Source organism: Bacillus sp. DTU_2020_1000418_1_SI_GHA_SEK_038, assembly GCF_032341175.1.
Classification (GTDB): Bacteria; Bacillota; Bacilli; order Bacillales; family Cytobacillaceae; genus Cytobacillus.
The window spans coordinates 2,422,669-2,442,575 of sequence record NZ_CP135435.1; the positions used below are offsets into that span (position 1 = coordinate 2,422,669).

Below are 19,907 nucleotides of genomic sequence, written 5' to 3' on the forward strand. Positions count from 1 at the left end.
TGTATGAAAAAACTGAATCAATCAGACATGCTCCCAGCAAAGTATACAGTAAACAAAATAGTGCCTAAATATATTGCCCGCCCCATTATTTAGTAAGTCTGTAATACTTATATACAACGGAGGAAATAGATGAAATTTATTAAAAAATTTATTTCACAATTTGACTTGGATCCTGTAGCAGCTAAGTATCTATCTGCATTTCTTGATGTGCTTTTTATTGCCCTAATCTGTATAATGGCAAATTTTATCACCAAAAAGGTGGTAATCAGAATCATCACTCATATTGTAAACAATACGAAATTCGAATGGGATAATATCATTTTGGAACGGCAGGTATTTCGTAAGTTATCTCATATTGTTCCGGCGATCATTATTTATCACTTTTCATTCATCTTCCCCTCTAATGAGGAGTTGATTAAGAAATGTGCGATTGCTTATTTAATTATTGTGGGATTATGGGTCATTAATAGCCTATTAGATGCCATTACTGATATTTATCAAACCTTTGAAATCTCAAAGGTTAAGCCGATTAAAGGCTATATTCAGGTGACTAAGATTATTTTTGTCACGCTTGGGGTTATCTTAGTAATCGCGAACATGATAGATAAAAGTCCGTTTATACTTCTAAGCGGGATTGGCGCCTTGTCAGCCGTCTTTTTGTTAGTTTTTAAAGATTCATTATTAGGACTGGTTGCGGGGATTCAGTTGGCGGCCAATGATATGGTACGGGTTGGTGACTGGATTGAAATGCCTAAATATGGAGCAGACGGAGACATCATTGATATCTCTTTAAATACCGTAAAGGTGCAAAATTTTGATAAAACAATAACGATGGTTCCAAGCTATGCCTTAATATCTGATTCCTTTAAAAACTGGAGAGGCATGCAATCCTCTGGAGGAAGACGGATTAAACGGGCATTATTTATCGATACGAAAAGTATTTCGTTTTGTACGGATGAGATGATTGAGCGCTATAAAGATATCCACTATCTTTCGGATTACATCATCGAAAAAGAACTTGAAATTGCCGAATTCAATTCTATGAACGATATAAACCGAAGCAATCCAGTGAATGGAAGAGCCCTTACAAATGTAGGTGTATTTAGGGCGTATATTAGTAATTACCTTAAAAATCATCCGGGAATCAATCAGGAAATGACGTTAATTGTTAGACAGCTGGCACCTAGTGAATACGGATTGCCGTTAGAAATATATGCATTTACGAATGATGTTAGATGGGCGGTATACGAAGCCGTTCAAGCTGATATCTTTGACCACCTTTTTGCCGTAGCGCAGGAGTTTGGTCTGCAATTATTCCAAAATCCTTCAGGTCATGACCTAAAAATAATGGTCGATGCCTCTAAATGGGATGGCATGATTAGAGAAATGGACCATTAGATGTATTTAGGCCTGTCCCCTACCACTATAAGGGTTAATCCTTTTAGTGAATTGGGACAGGCCTTTTTCTGCATTACTTCGCCTTTAACTTCTCGCTAAAATAAACTAAATATAAATAAAGGACAAGCACCTGACATTATTGCTTCCAAATAATTAATGTTGCCAGCATCATAAAACAATTTAATATAAAGAATTTTGTATTTATTAAATACATGATTAGTAGTATGATAATATATAAAAAAAGAAAGAGGACATCCTATGAATTCAACAGTCTTGCAGAGAGAAACAACTAAAACAAAAACTTTAGTCATCCATGCTCTTTTTATCGCACTAACCCTTGTCGCCACAATGTTCATCAATATTAAGCTCCCAATTATGGGTAATGGCGGCCTAATCCATCTGGGTAACGTGCCTCTTTTTATAGCAGCCTTAGTTTACGGAAAAAAAACTGGGGCCATTGCAGGCGCCTTTGGAATGGGCTTATTCGATCTTATATCTGGCTGGGGCGCATGGGCACCGTTTACGTTCGTCATTGTTGGTACAATGGGCTTTTTAGCTGGCTTAATATCCGAAAAGATGCCAGGTAAAAGAGTAGTTGTAAACACACTGGCAGTTGCCGTTGCTCTAATAATAAAAGTCGTTGGCTACTATTTTGCCGAAGTGCTCCTATACGGTAACTGGATCCTTCCTTTCGGCTCCATTCCAGGAAACGTTATGCAGGTTGTTATCGCAGGGATCATTGTGATACCTCTAGCGGACCGTTTTAAAAGAGCTATGCGTATTTAGGTATGAAATTTATTCATTGGACTCATGGATAGTAGAATCCCTCACAAGAGTGAGGGATTCTTTCACATTTTAAGCAACTTTAATGGCTTTTCCAAATGGCACCCTAGGGAGAAACGTGCCTGGGACTAGCCAGAATAATTCATAATTCACATCTTTGATTTCATCTGTAATAAAACCAGTTACATCGGTGATATAAAACAATGTATCCACCTTATTTTCCTCAGCCCATTCAAGAACTAAGGTGTAGGAAGATTTCCCATGTGAATAATATTTAATAGAATCGCTCTTTACGGGAATAATACTCCTAATTTTAAAATCTGCTTGAACTAATAAAGCATCTGATTTCACTTGTTCAAATAATTTCACAATGTTGTTAATTAAAATCTTAGGGACTTCATTTGTGGATGTATCGACAGCTATGGCAACATTTTTATCCTGCCGTTGCTGCAGCATAGATAGTAGCATTTTATGCCATTTCAATTTGACCACCTCCCCTTTGAATATAAACAAGCTTTACTGGCTTCAACAGGAGTTTCTGAAGTCAGTTATTGCCCATCTTATTTTGGGTTATTGCAAGGAGAGTTATTATTGAAATGTTGAGGAAATAATATGCAATTTTTTTAAAACGATAAATTGTACTACTTTATCGGAATTATATGTTTTTTTACTTCGCTAGTTACCTTTAATCCAAGTAATCCATAAAGAATTTGAACTTTTACACAATTATCGGTTATAATGGCACTAAGTACAGCATAAAATAAAAAATGACCGGACATGCTAGTAACATGTCCAGTCTAGCAATAGACGGTTCCCACAAAGGGATCGGCTATTAACGGGGAAAAATCCACCTGAGCGCCTAACTCAAGGGTGGATTATTTTTTATGGTTAAATGACAGAATGGCTACGATCAAACTTGCAAATGCAATCGTAAACATTAATGCTTCAAATACTGTCATTCAGCATCACCCCCTTTCCGTTCGGGAGTGTGCCGACCACCCTTGAGAAACCTATTCTATTGCTTCTTTAGTTTATCATATATTCAGCCCAATAGGAACGTGCGTTCTCTTCTTGTCGAAAAATTAAATTAAATAGGAACATGAGTATCGACCCATGTTCCTATTTCAAGTCAAATTGCACTTTTCATATTTCCATTTGTTTCGTCTGCTTGTAAATCAGTTTTAAAAGAGTCGAAGTCTGCTTTTTCAATTATAAGTGATACTAGAACTCCTCCGATTAGTGCCCAGAAAGGTGAACTGATTCCGAAGAAACTTACTCCTGACATGGCAATAACTAAAGAGAAAAATGCGCCAATTTGAAACTTTCTTTCAGAAAAGGAAGCTTGCAGGGAACTAATTAAAACACCAACCATCGCTAGACCAGCAACTGTTGCAATCAATGTGCTTGGCAAGGCGGTCACAAACGGAACCGCAATACCGGCAATTAAACCGAACCCTCCAAAAAGAAATGCATTAACTAAAACAGAGGCGTAACGTCCCTCCTTATTATCTCCTGATTCTTTTGAAGCACATATTGCTGTCATCGGACCGGCGATATTGGCATTGTGTCCACCAAAAAATGCCGTAACCATTCCACCAATTCCACTCCAGACTGTCATAGTATTAACAGGCGGTTTATAACCTTCTGCCATCAAAACACCAATAGCCTGAGCATTTTCAGCTCCTATGACCAGGAGTGTCAATGGTATAGCGACAGAAATGATTGCATCAATCGAGAAGGTTGGCATAAGAATTTCGGGAAGTGTCAATCCTGCTTCCATGCTTGTTGGCTGAAATCCCCCCATTGTTGCAGCCAGTATACCAGCAACTAAAAAAGAGGTCAAAATGGGCGGTACCTTTTTTAGATACCGTGATGATAGTAAGTAAACAACTATCGCTGACCCTGCAATTAGCGGTGCCCCTTGCAGAGATGTAATCATTCCGGTGCCAAATCGAATCATTGCACCGACTATCATCGCCATTACAATCGGGACTGGAATCCATTTCATCGCTTTTCCGATTAATCCGGAAATACCTAAAATGAATACGAGTACACCTGAAACAAAGTATGCACCTGATATTTCACTAAGTGAGTAGTGCTGCAGTGCACCAGCAACTAATACAGCCCCAGGAATTGAATAAGCACCGACAATAGGTTGGCGATATTTTAAAGCTAAATATAATCCAATTAAGCTTCCAAAAAAATAAACTGCAAACAACCAGGAAATCGTTTGTTCAATAGACAATCCTGCATCTGTTGCCCCACCAATGATGATTAATGCCGGACCGGTACAGCCAAATATGGCTGCAAGGGTCCCTGCACTAATAGTGTTAACGTTCAAATGCTTTGGAAACAATTTTAAGCTTTCGCCAACTGAATGTTTCATACATTCCTTCCCCTTTATATTCAATTTTTACTTGCCTTGGAATTTAGGTTTTACTTTATTATCAAAAGCCTGGACTCCTTCATTGAAATCCTCTGTTGAACGCAACATACCATAAGCAAATCCTTCAATTTCCATTCCCATGCTTAATGGTGCATCTTGAGAAGCATTAATTACGCGCTTGAGTACTTTAAGTGTCATTGGGGAAAGTCTAGTAAGATCTTCTACAAGTTTATTTACTTCTTCCTCAAGGTTTTCTGGGCTTGTTACTGTAGTTAGCAAGCCCCATTGGTGTGCTTCCTGTGCTGGAATACGTCTGCCTCTCATAATCATATCTTTTGCGCGTCCAACACCAGCAATTTTTGCAATTCGCTGTGAGCCACCGCTTCCAGGGATCATCCCAAGATTGATTTCTGGCAGAGCTAATAATGTATTGTCGGCTGCTACACGGAAATCGCATGCCATGGCGATTTCAAGTCCCACACCAAAAGTGTAGCCTTGTAATTGGGCAATAACTGGTTTCGGTGAACGTTCTGGTGCTGCCACATTGACGTGTAATTCAGAAAGGATGGAAGGATGCTGCTCCATGAATTCTGAAATAGTTCCTCCAGAGCTAAACGCTTTTTCTCCAGATCCTTTAATCACAATAACGCTTACTTCCGGATCATGGTTTAATTCATTAAATATTTCATTTAGGTGGGAACGAGCGATAAAACTCAAAGTATTCATTTTTTCCGGTCGATCTAAAATAATCGTTGCCGTTTGAGCTTCTGGATTTTTTTCTACTAGAATGTGATCCCATTGATAAGTTTTTTTGTTTGTCATTAACTTACACTCTCCTCTTTTATCGAATAAGTTTTATAGTTTTCTTTCAATTTTCTTCTTAAAATTTTTCCAACAGGGCTTTTCGGAATCTCAGGAACAAAATAATATTCCCTAGGCCGTTTAAAGTTTGCTAGACTTTCAGAAACCTTACAGTATTGATCCAATTCCTCAACTGACAATTTGCCATTTCGATCTACGACAAAAGCGACAACCTTTTCACCATAGCGATCGTCAGGTACACCTACAACTGCAACTTCAAGAACTTCCGGATGGGAAGCAAGAACATCCTCTACCTCCAGCGGATGGATATTTTCACCGCCAGAAATAATCATGTCATCAACTCGTCCTACAACATACAAATCTCCGTCTTCGTCCAGTACTCCCATGTCTCCTGTGAAATACCAGCCATTTCTAATTGCTTTTTTATTGGCATCCGGACGCTTCCAGTACCCTTTAAATGCTTCAATGGAATCAATATTAACAATAATTTCACCAGGCGTACCTTGTGGGACTAGATCATCAGGTGTAGAGTAGCCTTCAGGGTCAGGAGTTACAACTCTTAACTCTTGGTGAAGCCCTGGTTTACCTGCGCACCCTGGCTTTTTATCCAGGTAATCACAAATCGAGAACGTATATACCTCTGTACTGCCATAATGATTCACAAACACATCCGGCTTTAGTTTTTGATAACAAGCTTTTGTTAATTCGGTCGTCATCGATGCACCGGCATACCCTATTTTCCGAAGTTTCTGTAAATTGAATTTCGAAAAATCCTTATGATTTAAAAGATCATGAATAATCGTAGGTACTAAGTATACACAGCTTATTGCTTCCTCTTCCATAGTTGTTAACATTTTGATCGTTTCATTATCAGGAATCATGACTAATTTCCCATTTAAGAATGCCATTGAGAGTAGAGAACGCATGCCCATAGTATGGTAAAGAGGCATCACACCTAATGTGCTCTCATGAAGGACATATTGATTTTGGATAATGTGGGCAATGGCTGCTCCATATTCATTCTTATGGCTTCTAGGAACCCCTTTCGGCTTTCCTGTCGTTCCGGATGTATATAGCATTAAGCAAGTATCATCAAATTGAATGGTTGGTCGATGAAAATTTTCTTGTTCGTGGTCTAGAAGTTCTTCGTATGTTACATCGGATCCAGTTGCACCTAGTACACCGATTAACAACGGCTTATTAGTATACTCTCCATCAAGCGCAGCATCCTGACTGCTTGGTTCATATATGATGGCTTTTGCATCTGCATTGTTTACACAATAAGCGACTTCCTCCGTTGATAGCCGAAAATTTATCGGGGTAAAGATCGCGCCAATTTTTTGAATAGCCCAATAGAATGTGACCATCTCTAAGCGGTTTTTTAAAATGATGACTACTCGGTCCCCTTTTTCAATTCCTTTCTTTTGCAGTGAGTAGGCAAGCCGATTAATCTGCTTGTTCATTTCCTTATAGGATAGGCGGATATTATCCTGGGTGATAGCGATTTTATCCGGGAACCGCTTAACCGTAAATTCAAACAATGTTCCAAGATCCACTAATTTTCACCTTCTTTACATTCATTAGAACAACATGCCTTTTGGATGGCATTAATAATACCTGTATAACCCGTACACCGGCAAAGATGTCCAGAAAGCATTTCTTTAATTTCCTGCAGGTTAGGTTCTTCGTTGTTATTCAAAAGCTCTACAGATGACATTAAAATCCCTGGTGTGCAAAAACCGCACTGCAGACCATGACATTCTGTAAATGCTTGTTGTAATCGATGCTGCTCTCCGTCTTTTGCTAATCCTTCGATGGTTTGAATGTCAGAACCATTCGCTTGTACAGCAAACATTAGACAGCTTCGCACAGCTTTGCCGTTGTAAAGAACCGTACAAGAACCACACACTCCGTGTTCACAACCTACATGTGTTCCTGTTAAACCAAGGTCTTCTCTTATAAAATCACTAAGCAGCTTTCTAGGCTCTGCCTCTCCACCCATTTCCTTCCCATTAACAGATAATGAAATTTTCACTTTATCCTGCACAGAGAAATTCGTCATTTTTTAGCCCTCCTTTCCTAACCCGCGATTATAAGCTTTTAACAGCGCTTTTCTTGTCATTACCTTTGTTAATTGAAGTCTATATTCCTTTGAGGCATGCAAGTCAGCATCTGGATCTGCATCATTGACAGCTATTTCCACTGTTTTTTCTAAAATATCTTCTGTAAGAGTTTTTCCTATTAAATATTCCATTGCATCTTCTGCTAACAGAGGAACAGCATCAACGCCCCCTAATACAATCCTTGCTTGATCGATAATGCCCGCATCATCAACTGAGAGTAAGCAGGCGGCTGCAACTAAAGCAAAATCACCATGTCTTCTGCTAAATTCCTCGAATGCGTAGCCCGCAGGCTGAGATAACGGGACATGTATCTCTGTTAAAATTTCCTCCGGCATAAGCTCTGTTGTTAAATAGGTAATAAAAAAGTCGTTAATACTTGTAGTCCTGCTTCCATCGGCGCTAGTAATCACAATTTCAGAATCCAAAGCCAAGAAAGATAGCGGCAGCTCTGCACTAGGATCTGCATGGGCAACACTGCCTCCAACTGTTCCTCTGTTTCTCGTTTGAACGTGGCCAATATATTGAGCCGCCTCTACAAGCAGGGGGATATGCTTTCTTATATCCTCATGCTGCTCCAGTTCTCTTTGGGTGGTAAGGGCACCAATTTTGACAACCCCATCTTCTATCCGAATTCCCTTCAGCTCTGTTACTTGGTTAATGTCAATTAGACACCCCGGCTCAGACATTCTCATATTTAAAATGGGGATAAAACTTTGTCCCCCAGCAATAATTTTCCCTTCGCTGCCAAACTCATTTAATAGCTTGACAGCCTCTTCTAAATTCGAAGGACAATGGTAATCAAATGTTGCCGGCTTCATGTATGCTCCCTCCTTTCTTAGTCAGCCAAATGAACTGCTTCTAGCTCCTTTTTTATCTTTTTAAAGAAATCTTTAATAATCAATTTAGCTACTCCACCTAACATACGCTGACCAATTGCAGCAACTTTACCGCCGACGGCTGCTTCGTATGTGTAGCGAAGCTCCGTTTGTTCATCATCAATCCGAATTAACTGAATTTCTGCTTCTGCCTCTACAAAGCCTGGTGCCCCTTGACCATTGACAATCAACTTATAAGAGTTCGGCGGATTGAGGTCAGTTAGGCGTATGGTTGCATCGTATTTCCCTTTTACTGCTGCAACGCCAACCGATAGGTCAGCTACATAGACGTTTTCCCCCTGCTTATTTAATTGATTACAACCCATAATGCAGTTTTGTAAAACGACAGGATCTAATAAACTAGTAAAAACCGTTTCAAGATTTCCATCTAGTTGAATTGCTCCATCTCCATTCATCACAATTCCTCCCTAGTAAGTATTGACCGTTTTTTTATTTTGAATGATTGACCAAATCCGATCCGGTGATAGCGGAAGCTGGTCAATGGATACGTTAAAAGGTTTTAAAGCATCAGTCACAGCATTTGCAATTACAACAGGGGCACTCATCGTATTTCCTTCACCCAACCCCTTTGCACCTAGTGGCGTTAATGGCGATGGTGTTTCAATATGCTTAATAGTCACTTTAGGAATTTCAGTTGCTGTAGGACATAAATAATCCATAAAGCTTCCTGTCAAAAACTGACCCCGACCATCATAGGCAAGCTCCTCATACATAGCAGCACCAATTCCATGTGCTAAACCACCCATAATCTGACCCTCAACAATATTTGGATTTAATAGCTTACCAGCATCATGAATAGTCGTATAGTCTATTATTTTCACTTCACCTGTATCAATATCCACCTCAACTTCAACGGCATCAAAGACAAATCCGTATGTGACGGAACCATTTACTAAATCAAATTCATTCGGTGACTTTGCTGCTGGCAAAGTATAAAAGGCAGATTCATGAATTCCTGGCTCTAAACCACTAGGAAGCCCCTCTGGGTTCCAATGGGCTAAACCTACTAATCTTTTAATCGGTATACTTTTTTCAGGATTATTTTTTAATATTACTTTTCCATTATCAAAGACTAGCTCATCTGTAGGTTCGTTTAGCTCCTGCCCGGCGATTTCAAGCAGCTTCGATTTCACTTTGTGAGCAGCTTGATAAACTGCACTTGATCCAATTGGCGCAAATCTGCTGGAATAACTTCCAGATGCTACGGACCAAGGGCTTGTTAATGTGTCTAATTCAGCAACCACCCGAATTGTGGAAGGATCTACACCGAGAACATCTGCAACAATTTGAGCAGAAACGGTTTCATGGCCCTGACCTGTTGGAACCGTACTAATCCGAACGGTTATTCCTCCCTGTGGATCTATAGATACGGTCGCCCCTTCAGAGCATCCTGATTTCGGTAAGGATTTCGCTCTTTCTTCTGGTGTTAATGCAAGCGTAACGTATCCCATATTGGAACCAGATGGTTCAACAATACAAGCAAATCCTAACCCTAAATATTTTCGATTTTTCCATGCCTCTTTTTGCTTTGCTTTAAACCCTTCATAATCAATGGATTCAAGAGCAAGATTTAAGGCTCTGTGATAATCGCCGCTATCATAAATTCCTCCTGATGCGGTTTGATATGGGAATTCTTCTTTTGTGATCAGATTTTTCTTGATAACATCGATTACATCGAGATCTAGTTCATCCGAAATAATTTGGACCATGCGCTCAAGCGGGAAATAGTGCTGCGGACCTCCATATCCTCTTATAAGCCCTGTTGGACTTTTGTTGGTGACAACGGCAATTGCTTCAATTGCTACATTTTGAATCCGGTATGCCCCAGTAGAATTTGAATGGGTTCTGTATAAACAAGCTGGTTCTGGTGCCCGGATATATCCGCCAACATTATCTGCATATTTCATTTTTAATCCAAGTATTGTTCCATCCTTTTTTACAGCCGCTTCAATCCAAGTCACACGATCAGTACCACTTGAGCTTGCCATCAGATGTTCCTGACGATCCTCAGTCCATTTAACTGGTACCTTTACGATTCTAGACACTACACCCATCAGCACCATGTAAGGAAACACACCAGACTTAATGCCATAGCTTCCGCCTATATCTTTAGGTGTAATAATTCGAAGCTTATTACTTGGTACTTTTAAGGCTGCAGTCATAACAGAGTGAAGAGTGAAAGGACCATGGAAATTAGACCAAATGGTATAGGCTCCTTCACTTTTCGTATAGTTCGCAATCACCCCATAATTTTCAACTGGAGTGGCGCTAACCTTTGGGAAATTAAATTTTTTACTAATAACGTGATCCGCGTGATTAAACGCCTCTTCAACATTTCCATAATTGAAAAATCGCTGATTGACAATGTTGCTTCCCACTTCTTCATGAAGAATGGCAGAATCGGCTGATAAAGCATCTTCAATATTGACAACCGGATCTAATGCTTCATATTCTACATTTATTAGTGCTAGAGCATCCTCAGCAATATAACGATCTTTGGCGACTACTACCGCCACTGCTTCTCCGACAAAACGCACCTTATCAACAGCAATCGGATAATAATGAACCGGAACCTTAACACCTACCGGAAATGGCCGGGTCAATGCTGCAACATCATGGCCAGTCACTACACCAATTACACCTGGCAGCTTCTCAGCTTCTTCAGAATCGATTTTAATAATCCTTGCATGGGCATGTGGACTTCTCAAGATAGCCGCATGATGAATATTTGGCAGAGGTGACATGTCATCAATAAAGATCCCTTCACCCGATACTAATCTAGCATCCTCTATTCGTTTAAGAGGTTTTCCGATATAGCTCAAGTTAATTGCCTCCTTTTTAGTGAATTTTTTAAATTCTTAAATGTATTGAAACCATTTCCTTCTACAAAGTAGTTTGAACCTGCAGTAAACACTATTTTCTATTTTCAACATCAAACGAACTCTTTTAATTTACAATTTTGATATTCGAGGCTCGGCTGATGAATAGAACCTCTTTTCCACTTTAAGGGCTGATAACTTCCCTTATTTTTAAAACTCATAATTTCGGCAGCAATACTTAATGCGATTTCTTCAGGCGTCTCAGACCCAATATCAAGCCCAATCGGGGTATGTATCTTATCTAGAATATTCTGCGGGATTAGAACCCCTTCCCTCAGCAGATCACTCTTTATATTCTCATACCTTCTCTTTGGACCTAATAATCCGATATAAGCAGGCTCCATCTGAATCAATCCTTTGAGAAATATAAGATCCTGTTCATAATGATGAGTCATAATAACGGTATAAGAATTATTTAGATAGAGATCGTTTGGAAACTCCCGAGGTGGAACAAGTATCATTTCATCTACATTCGGAAAGTTCTCTTCATTTAAATAACCTGGACGATGATCGACCATCGTAACATGCCAATTTAACAGTTTCAGTTGATTAGTTAATGACAATGCGTCTGGTCCGGCTCCAAAGATCACAATGCTTGGTGCTGGTGTAATCGTTTCCAAAAATATAGTCAGCTCTAAAGCTTTTTCATCAATTGTCAAAATTTGATTTTTTAAAATTCCATTTAATTTATTCATTGGATTATGGACAAAATCCATCTCCTTCGTGTCCAAAATATATCCAGGCTGAATCAATTCTTGGTTATCAGAGGTTATGACAGTTCCTATTGTGAAAGCTCCGTTACTTACATATTGCCGTGTAAAAACATCCAGCATTTTCTCTGCTTCTCTCCTATTTTCGATAGGGTTTATGAGTGTTAGCCAGATTGTAATGACACCATTACACCCCACACCTAATCCCCAAGGTGTTTGATCGTCATTACGCAAGTCATAAATAACTTCCTTTGGTTCACCTGTTTCAAAAACTTCCTTTGCATGTTCAAACAGATCTTGTTCAATACATCCGCCGCTAAGAACCCCAAAGGTAGTTCCATCTAATAGAATGAGACTTTTTGCACCAACTTGGCGATAGGATGATCCCTTTTTATCAATAATGGTTGCAAGGATTGCTTTTTGATTATTTTGAATGCACTTCTTTAATTCAGTGATAATCAAAGTTCATCACCTCTTTTTCTTTGCATACACAAATTATAAAAATACTCAGAATACTTAAGTTTCATTATTCTCTCAATTCTATTTTTAAAATTTCATCAAAAACATTCATGAGCGGCTGCTCACAACCAAGAATGTAAATGTCGTTGGCTTCATTTCTCTGCACTGGTGATTACTTCGTACATCAAGGCTTGTTCAATGAATCCAACGACAATTTAGTTTTACATAGAAAAGGGATGAATCTCTTTTTTGAGATTCATCCCTTTTCAAATAAACTTCTATATTTTGAAGGCGTGAAGCCTTCACTTTTTCTGAATATAGTGGCAAAGTAACCAGCACTTGTAAAACCCATTTGGTGCGCAATAACCTCTATGGGCAAGGAAGTCATTTTTAATAATGATTTCGATTGTTCAACCCTAAATGCGGTCAAATATTCAACAAAAGTAACTCCCATTTCCTCTTTGAATAACCTGCTGAAATGGGAAGGGCTTAAATAGACAGAATCAGCTACAGTATTTAAAGTAATTGGCTCTTTAAAATGTTGTTGAATAAATTGGATTGATGATTCGATTGGATTTGCAAGATCAGGATTAGAAGGTGCTTCGTTTTTGTGAATAAAATAATTAGCTTCTGTAGAAAGACTTTGAATACTAATTCTCTCGAATATCTGCTTCAACTCACTTCTTAACACCGGTTTTAATAAATAAGCAGAAAATCCAAGATTTATGGCTTTTTGCACATTTTCAAATATTTTTAACTGAGACAGAATAATGACGGATATTCCTGGTTCCAATTGTTTTGCTTTCTCTCCAAACTCCAAACCATTTTGATCGGGCAATGAAATTTCTACTATAAGGATGGATGGTTTTAGCTGTTTTAACATGAGTATCCCTTTTTCATATGTGTCTGCTTCATGTACAGTAAAATAATTATATTCGCTAGTTTGAATAAACTCTCGAAGGGAATAACGGCTTTCCCATTCATCATCTACAATTAATAAATTTGGCAATGCCCACCCTCCCCCAACAATGCAAAGTTTTAAAATTTTGCTCCAATGATAAAATTTTAAAACTGAATGGAATTTATTTTATTGCGCAGGATTTTTCCTCCCGCTGTTTTTGGAAATGAAGATTGAAAAATGTATTTTCTCGGTCTTTTATAATTTGATAGTTTAGGATGCCTTTTACAAAATAGGTCTAATTCATTCGCTGTTAAAGAAGTATCATTTGGAACAATATAAGCCGCCAATACATTGCCCCATCTTTCATCTGGTTCGCCTGTCACTACTACTTCCTGAACTTTTGGATGTTCTAATAATACCGATTCTACCTCAAGCGGATAAATTTTTTCTCCCGCATAAATGATCATTTCATCCATTCGGCCAACCACAAACAGATCTCCATCATTATCTACATAGCCTAAGTCGCCAGTATAATACCAATTTTCTTTTACACTTCTTTTTGTTGATTCGGGTTTATTCCAATATCCTTTAAAAGATTCTGGTGAACCGATATGTACAATAATTTCTCCTATCTCCCCTTTTGGGACAGTGTCATTTGGTGATTTCGTGCGATTTACATCTGGATCTATAATTCTAATATTTTGATGGATGCCAGGCTTACCTACAGAACCGGGTTTCTCTATTACACGATCACAAAATGTAAAGGTATAGTTTTCCGTACTTCCATAGTGGTTGACAAAATATTTGGGACGAAAAACTTGCTGGCATAAATGAATTAATTTAGGCGACATCGGAGCACCTGCATAAACGATCGAATGAAGATCATCAAAATGAACTCTTTTAGTTTCAAGCAGGGCAGCAATATCATGGAACATATTTGGAAGCAAATATAAGACATTTATTTTCTCTTGTTCTATTAATTGAACAGCATCAAATGGGTCATAGTCTCGTAAAATAACAAAAGTGCCATTTAACATCATCATACTAATAAGAGATCTTAAGCCCATAGTATGATTGAGGGACATGACGCCAAGTGTAATATCATGCCACTGATAATGACATTGAAAGATATGAGCAAATGAAGCAGAATACTCATTTTGATGGGAACGTGGAACACCCTTAGGATTGCCAGAAGTTCCGGATGTATATAGAATGACAGATAAATCATCCTCTTTGACTTGATTTGGTGTAAAATCTCCTACTGGCTGCCTTATCAGGTCATGATAATTGATATCGCCTCCATTTCCATCGATATTAATAAGAAGGGGGCGTTCAGTAAAATTATTTTTATTAATTAAATTTTCTGTTACTTTTCCATAGATGACAAATCTCGCCTCTAAATCATTTAAACAATAATGAACAATCTCTTGAGACTGTCTAATATTGATCGGGGCAAAAATAGCCCCTAATTTTTGTATTGCCCAGAATAGAACAACTGCTTCTATTCGATTTTTTAAGAGCACAGCCACTCGGTCACTTTTTTTCATGCCAAGACTGTGTAAGGAAAAGGCAACAGCATCAACCTCTCTAGCAAGCTCCAAGTATGTATACCTTTTATTTCCATCCACAACTGCAATTTTATTAGGGTGTCTTTCAACAGAATAATTAAAAACCTTGCATAAATCCAAAAAGATCCCCTCCCTCTAACTAAAAAAGAGACGATTCTTCTGCCTCCTTAAGAAAGCTAGAAAACCATCCCTATGCTTGTCTACAATAATTATAACAAATCTTCTAAAAAAACAGTAAATATTTTATAATCATCAAATAATACGCTTAAAGCTTTTTCATTATTAATATGATCTAATGCCTCTACTATTAACAGAGCAACATAATGATTTACATCAAAATTATTTCCGTTCAAATCCTTCGTGTTAAAAGAAGCAATTATCTTATTAAAATAAAATGCTTATTCAATTCCGCTTCTGTAATAACAATCCTCCGAGTTAAATCTTCGGTTCGCAGTACAAATTCCTTTACACCGATAAACTCTGATTCGGCCACCAAGTAGAATTTTGTTCCTCTTTTGTAGCCTTTGAATTCATTTTTCAACCTATAATTCTTCATCATTAAACCCCTGGTATCAATTTAATTCTTAATATTAGCCTCTCAAAAATACTCTAAATATCAATTTTTAGCAATAGAATTCATTACCTAAAAATGACAATCACTTCACAATCCTTCGATTTCTATGACCTACTTTCAAATAAAAATGCTTCGATTTTAACCAGACCGTTACTTATTACTATATTGAATTAACCCGCTCCGTTCGTAAAATATGTTCAATATGTGCAACTAAGTCAGCATCAGTTGGTGGCTTAAATAATTTTAACGTGAATTATAAGCTGTTGGATCTTTTACAGTGAATTATATAAGATTAAACATGGGAAGCCTAGAATAGGCTGTAAACAAAGAAAAACCAGCTAACACATTGTCAACTGGTTCGTAATCCATTACTTTAAATCAACTTTAGGATTAGTATTAAATTTTCCATTTTTATTTTCCTTTTCGTGACCGTGAACTTGATCCCCACCATCACCTTTTTCCTTAACAATTTTTCCGCCTAAACTAACGTTTTGATAGTCCTTTTCTGTCATAATATTCACCTCCAATTATTAAAATGTCCATTAGCAATGGGAATTATAGAAAAAAGACAACCTTTGACGGCTGCCTGAAAATGGAGTTTATTATTGAATTTCTTTAACTAGCTTTCTACGCCTTTAGAAGGGGCAATAACTTTATAGGTATATTTAATGCCTTCTCTTTTAAAAATTGCTCTAACCTTTGATAATACTTCCATTGAAAAATATATTTTGTTCCATTTTCAATGCAAAAAGAGACAAGGCTTTATGCCCTGTATTCTTGTGATAATAATTTAATTATTTGTGTGCTTAAAGTAGAAAAATTTGTACTCTTCACTGCAGTTGTTTCCACTTTTCCATTGATTCCTATAAAAAATTTTTACTCTTCCCTGCAGTTGTTTCCATTTTTCCATAGATTTCTATAAAATTTGTACTCTTCCCTGCGGTTGTTTCCACTTTTCCATTGATTCCTATAAAAATTTGTACTCTTCCCTGCAGTTGTTTCCACTTTTCCATTGATTTCTATAAAAGTTTGTACTCTTCCCTGCAGTTGTTTCCATTTTTCCATAGATTTCTATAAAAATTTGTACTCTTCCCTGCGGTTGTTTCCACTTTTCCATTGATTCCTATAAAAGTTTGTACTCTTCCCTGCAGTTGTTTCCATTTTTCCATAGCTTTCTATAAAAGTTTGTACTCTTCCCTGCAGTTGTTTCCACTTTTCCATTGATTCCTATAAAAATTTGTACTCTTCCCTAAATCTTTCTGAGGAAACAGATTGTCAGAGTAAGAGTTATATAATTGCATGAATATTTTTCCAATTTAAACTTCACCAGTTGCAATAGTATGGAGAGAGAGCCTAAATATACAAGAAGTGCATAAAACCTTGTATATTCAGGTTCTTTAATTTTATTCCTTATTGTGTTAGAGCACCCGATAGTTCAATAACACTTATAAATACATAATCATAAAGTCTACATCAAAATAAATATTATTTTTCAGCCTTAAACCTTTTTTCTCTGTACCAAAAACTTCAAATCCCAATGAGGTATAAAGTTTTTTTGCTGATTCATTTGTTGAAACAACCGCTAAATATACCTGTTCCAACCCTTCTATATTTTTTGCTTTCTCTATTGCTTCTCCCATTAAAGCCTTCCCAATTCCTAAACCTCTTATGGAATCAGAAACATACATTGCTCCAATATGTGCCCTATGGCTTAGTTTATAAAACTTTTCTTTATATAAAGTAATGATTCCAACCAGTTCTCCCTTCTCAAAAGCTCCGTAAGTAAAAGAGTCGTTCGATTGAAACTCGTTTTGATATTTTTCAATAGAAAAGTCTCTTTCTTCTTCATAACTGGAAGCGAATGCTTCTGGAGTATTTTTTAAAGATTCAGTCTAATTCTCCGATACTTTTCTGCATCTTCTAATGAATTTAAAATTCTAATTTCCACTATTCTTCCCCTTTAAGCACTTAATCTATATGTTTCATTATAAAATAAAGCTTTTACTTGTTGTTAAGTTTAACTGTCCCTTTAGTTTAACAAGAAAAAGAGCAGCAATGGAACCCTTTGCAAAACATAAGCATCCGTTAATTTAAGTACATTTCTTGACAAACTATAAAAATGTAAAGTAACAAAGAGCCGTTCTTTCATTACTTATATGATTTCCTCAGCCAACTCCAAAATAATTCCCTCTGGACCACGAACGTAGCATAATTTATAACTTTCTTCATATTGCTGTATCTCACTAAAGATTTCTGTACCCTTCTTTTTCAATTTGGCAACAACAGCTTCAATATCTTCAACAGAAAATGCAATATGTCGGATACCCAGTGTATTTGCAAAGGGTTGCTGAATATCTTTTTCATCTGAAGGCTTATAAAATTTGATTAGCTCTATCCATGTCTGACCGTCTGGCGTTCCCAATCCTACACAAGCTACTTTAACGTCATTAAGCCCAACTGCATATCCCATCAACTCTCCTTCCATTTCCCATTCCCCTTTTACCTCAAGTCCAAAATCGAGAAAAAACTCTTTAGCGGCAGAGAGATCATTTACGATTACACCCACATGATCTATTCTTTGGATCTTCAAATTTCATATACCTCCTATGTTCCTTTTATTTTACAATTTCCTGTATTCAAATTCTAGTATTAACAAAGGGACGATTAATATAATAATAAGATACCAGCATTGCCAGTGAAGAAAAGAATCATTTCACAAATGTTATATTAATTTATTTTAGGTATTTTGGAAGCTGGATTTGGATTTAGACAAATGCTTATTGTACATGGGTCTCTCTTTTTAATTCACTACTTTGACTGGAGAATCGCGAATTTTGCATTAGGATTATTCTTATTGGTCTTGATCTTACCTGTCGCTGCCATTTTAATAAGAAATGATCCAAGTGAAAAAGGGATGTCTCCTATTGGCGGATTTATTAAAGATGAAGATGTACAAAAAGGAGATAAAAAGGCAAAAAATTTTTCCATTTGGGAAGTCATGCGAAAGAGGCAATTTTGGTTCTTAATTTTGCCTTTTGCTTTTTGTGGTTTTACGACAACCGGCCTAATGGACACTCACCTGATCCCCTACTCCCATAATCACGGATTTTCCACCACGGTCACTAGTGCAGCAGTTAGTATTCTAGCTGCATTTAATATTATTGGAATTTTATGTTCAGGGGTTATCATCGATCATTGAAGTAGTCGAAAACTCCCCGTTTTCTTGTACTTTACACGTGCCTTATCCATCGTTATTCTCATATATAGCCAAGACCCAGTGTTATTACTTATTTTTGCGGCCTTATTTGGATTAGTTGATTTTGCCACTGTTGCACCTACACAATTGCTTGCTACTCAATACTTTAAACATTATTCTATTGGGTTTATTGTAGGGTGTTTATCTTTAGGGCATCAAATAGGATCAGCATTAGGAGCTTATATTCCAGGATTACTATTTAATGAGTTTGGAAACTATGATTTTGCGCTTTACCTTTCGATAATCATCTTGGTGGTGGCAGCCGTTTTAAACTTTTTACTTCCTGAATCTTAAAGTAGATGCCTGTCCAACAATGCATAAATGTTTTGTTGGACAGGCTTCAAGAATTGCAGCTGTGACCTTTTTTTAACTCAAGCCCCCATTAGCTCAATATGTTTGTAGTAATAGAATCTTTTATATTAGAGTAAAATTGCTTGCCTTTCATGTACATAAAATTGGGATGATAGGTGCGAATAGTATTATTAGGCAATAATTCATGTTTCAACAATGCTATTTTCCTCGTTTCCCAACTATTAACACTATTAATCTTTAAATCTCGCCACTCAGTTTTAATGTATTGATCATAATTTGGACCAGTAAAAAAGATAATTAAGTCTGGCTTTAGAATTTCAATCTCTTCCTTAATCACAGGGAACTTTTCTTTTTGAATATTTACTAAACTTTTGTCAGGTGCTCCCTTAGTTTTTTCCTTTCCAATCTTTATTATATTGTTCCAAACACACTCGACACTTTTATCTGGATTTAATTGTTTTATTGTATTTACGTAATCTTTCACAGTATTCCAAAACGGACCACCATATTTAAAACATTTACCGTTTCCAAAAAAGTTGGAGTATGTTACTAATAATTCATCTATGCTTTTATTACCTAATTCTCCTTCCCATGTATTGGTTTCTTGTCCAAAAAACATAATTTTGATATCAGCATATTTATACTTGTCTTCATCATTTATATAAAGTAACAACGGATTACTTAGTTGATTTCCTTCAAGGGAAGAAACCATATCTGACCAATGTCTGCTATATAGGTTTAAAAGATTTTTATTCATAACAAATCCACCTTACTAAATATACTTTATTTAATATTATCATAGAAAGTTAATTACCTTATTAAACGTCACTTGACTAAAAT

At 37.0% G+C, this 19,907-nt stretch carries 19 protein-coding genes and 1 pseudogene; 3 read left to right on the forward strand and 17 right to left on the reverse strand.

What is annotated here, in order from left to right; all coding sequences use genetic code 11:
- Positions 1-129: 129 nt before the first annotated feature.
- Together RRV45_RS11980 and RRV45_RS11985 are read left to right on the forward strand one after the other, a co-directional pair.
- Positions 130-1,398 carry a mechanosensitive ion channel family protein gene (locus RRV45_RS11980; protein ID WP_315664924.1) on the forward strand — a complete coding sequence of 423 codons (1,269 nt, stop codon included), beginning with the start codon at positions 130-132 and terminating at the stop codon, positions 1,396-1,398.
- 258 nt (positions 1,399-1,656) lie between these two features.
- The gene (locus RRV45_RS11985; RefSeq protein ID WP_315664925.1) at positions 1,657-2,184 is read left to right on the forward strand and encodes an ECF transporter S component; all 528 of its coding nucleotides are present in this window, start codon (positions 1,657-1,659) and stop codon (positions 2,182-2,184) included.
- 69 nt (positions 2,185-2,253) lie between these two features.
- Here the strand turns inward: RRV45_RS11985 and RRV45_RS11990 are convergent, their stop codons facing one another.
- The 16 genes from RRV45_RS11990 to RRV45_RS12060 form a co-directional block, all read right to left on the reverse strand.
- The gene (locus tag RRV45_RS11990; RefSeq protein WP_315664926.1) at positions 2,254-2,664 is read right to left on the reverse strand and encodes a vWA domain-containing protein; all 411 of its coding nucleotides are present in this window, start codon (positions 2,662-2,664) and stop codon (positions 2,254-2,256) included.
- A 392-nt stretch (positions 2,665-3,056) separates the two neighbouring features.
- Complete coding sequence (locus tag RRV45_RS22110) at positions 3,057-3,140, reverse strand: putative holin-like toxin (RefSeq protein WP_410489377.1); 84 nt, start codon at positions 3,138-3,140, stop codon at positions 3,057-3,059.
- A 170-nt stretch (positions 3,141-3,310) separates the two neighbouring features.
- Positions 3,311-4,567 carry a benzoate/H(+) symporter BenE family transporter gene (locus tag RRV45_RS11995; RefSeq protein ID WP_315664927.1) on the reverse strand — a complete coding sequence of 419 codons (1,257 nt, stop codon included), beginning with the start codon at positions 4,565-4,567 and terminating at the stop codon, positions 3,311-3,313.
- 27 nt (positions 4,568-4,594) lie between these two features.
- Positions 4,595-5,389 carry an enoyl-CoA hydratase/isomerase family protein gene (locus RRV45_RS12000; RefSeq protein ID WP_315664928.1) on the reverse strand — a complete coding sequence of 265 codons (795 nt, stop codon included), beginning with the start codon at positions 5,387-5,389 and terminating at the stop codon, positions 4,595-4,597.
- Positions 5,389-6,945 carry a class I adenylate-forming enzyme family protein gene (locus RRV45_RS12005; protein WP_315664929.1) on the reverse strand — a complete coding sequence of 519 codons (1,557 nt, stop codon included), beginning with the start codon at positions 6,943-6,945 and terminating at the stop codon, positions 5,389-5,391. The genes RRV45_RS12000 and RRV45_RS12005 overlap by 1 nt, the downstream gene beginning before the upstream one ends.
- Positions 6,945-7,451 carry a (2Fe-2S)-binding protein gene (locus RRV45_RS12010; protein ID WP_315664930.1) on the reverse strand — a complete coding sequence of 169 codons (507 nt, stop codon included), beginning with the start codon at positions 7,449-7,451 and terminating at the stop codon, positions 6,945-6,947. The genes RRV45_RS12005 and RRV45_RS12010 overlap by 1 nt, the downstream gene beginning before the upstream one ends.
- 3 nt (positions 7,452-7,454) lie before the next feature.
- On the reverse strand, positions 7,455-8,330 hold the full coding sequence (locus RRV45_RS12015; RefSeq protein ID WP_315664931.1) for an FAD binding domain-containing protein: 876 nt from the start codon (positions 8,328-8,330) through the stop codon (positions 7,455-7,457).
- 17 nt (positions 8,331-8,347) lie between these two features.
- Entirely contained in the window at positions 8,348-8,803 is a 456-nt protein-coding gene (locus RRV45_RS12020) for an SRPBCC family protein (protein WP_315664932.1), read from the reverse strand.
- A 12-nt stretch (positions 8,804-8,815) separates the two neighbouring features.
- Positions 8,816-11,230, reverse strand: coding sequence for a xanthine dehydrogenase family protein molybdopterin-binding subunit (locus tag RRV45_RS12025; protein WP_315664933.1), 2,415 nt, complete (start codon positions 11,228-11,230; stop codon positions 8,816-8,818).
- Between the two features lie 110 nt (positions 11,231-11,340).
- Positions 11,341-12,459, reverse strand: coding sequence for an XdhC family protein (locus RRV45_RS12030; RefSeq protein WP_315664934.1), 1,119 nt, complete (start codon positions 12,457-12,459; stop codon positions 11,341-11,343).
- Between the two features lie 253 nt (positions 12,460-12,712).
- Entirely contained in the window at positions 12,713-13,465 is a 753-nt protein-coding gene (locus RRV45_RS12035) for a response regulator transcription factor (RefSeq protein WP_315664935.1), read from the reverse strand.
- A 56-nt stretch (positions 13,466-13,521) separates the two neighbouring features.
- Positions 13,522-15,045: a class I adenylate-forming enzyme family protein gene (locus tag RRV45_RS12040; protein WP_315664936.1), complete on the reverse strand. Its 1,524-nt coding sequence runs from the start codon at positions 15,043-15,045 to the stop codon at positions 13,522-13,524.
- A gap of 256 nt (positions 15,046-15,301) precedes the next feature.
- The gene (locus RRV45_RS12045; RefSeq protein ID WP_315664937.1) at positions 15,302-15,484 is read right to left on the reverse strand and encodes a hypothetical protein; all 183 of its coding nucleotides are present in this window, start codon (positions 15,482-15,484) and stop codon (positions 15,302-15,304) included.
- Positions 15,485-15,867: 383 nt separating this feature from the next.
- Entirely contained in the window at positions 15,868-16,011 is a 144-nt protein-coding gene (locus RRV45_RS12050; protein WP_217039188.1) for a hypothetical protein, read from the reverse strand.
- A gap of 933 nt (positions 16,012-16,944) precedes the next feature.
- Positions 16,945-17,325 (reverse strand): GNAT family N-acetyltransferase, encoded by a 381-nt coding sequence (locus RRV45_RS12055; RefSeq protein WP_315669022.1) that lies wholly within the window; start codon positions 17,323-17,325, stop codon positions 16,945-16,947.
- A 326-nt stretch (positions 17,326-17,651) separates the two neighbouring features.
- The gene (locus tag RRV45_RS12060; RefSeq protein ID WP_315664938.1) at positions 17,652-18,089 is read right to left on the reverse strand and encodes a VOC family protein; all 438 of its coding nucleotides are present in this window, start codon (positions 18,087-18,089) and stop codon (positions 17,652-17,654) included.
- 150 nt (positions 18,090-18,239) lie between these two features.
- Here RRV45_RS12060 and RRV45_RS12065 point away from each other — a divergent pair.
- Positions 18,240-19,049 (forward strand): annotated as a pseudogene (locus RRV45_RS12065) (MFS transporter); the annotation flags it as partial.
- A gap of 88 nt (positions 19,050-19,137) precedes the next feature.
- Here RRV45_RS12065 and RRV45_RS12070 read toward each other — a convergent pair.
- Positions 19,138-19,824, reverse strand: a complete 687-nt coding sequence (locus RRV45_RS12070) for a hypothetical protein (protein WP_315664939.1) — start codon at positions 19,822-19,824, stop codon at positions 19,138-19,140.
- Between the last annotated feature and the right edge of the window lie 83 nt (positions 19,825-19,907).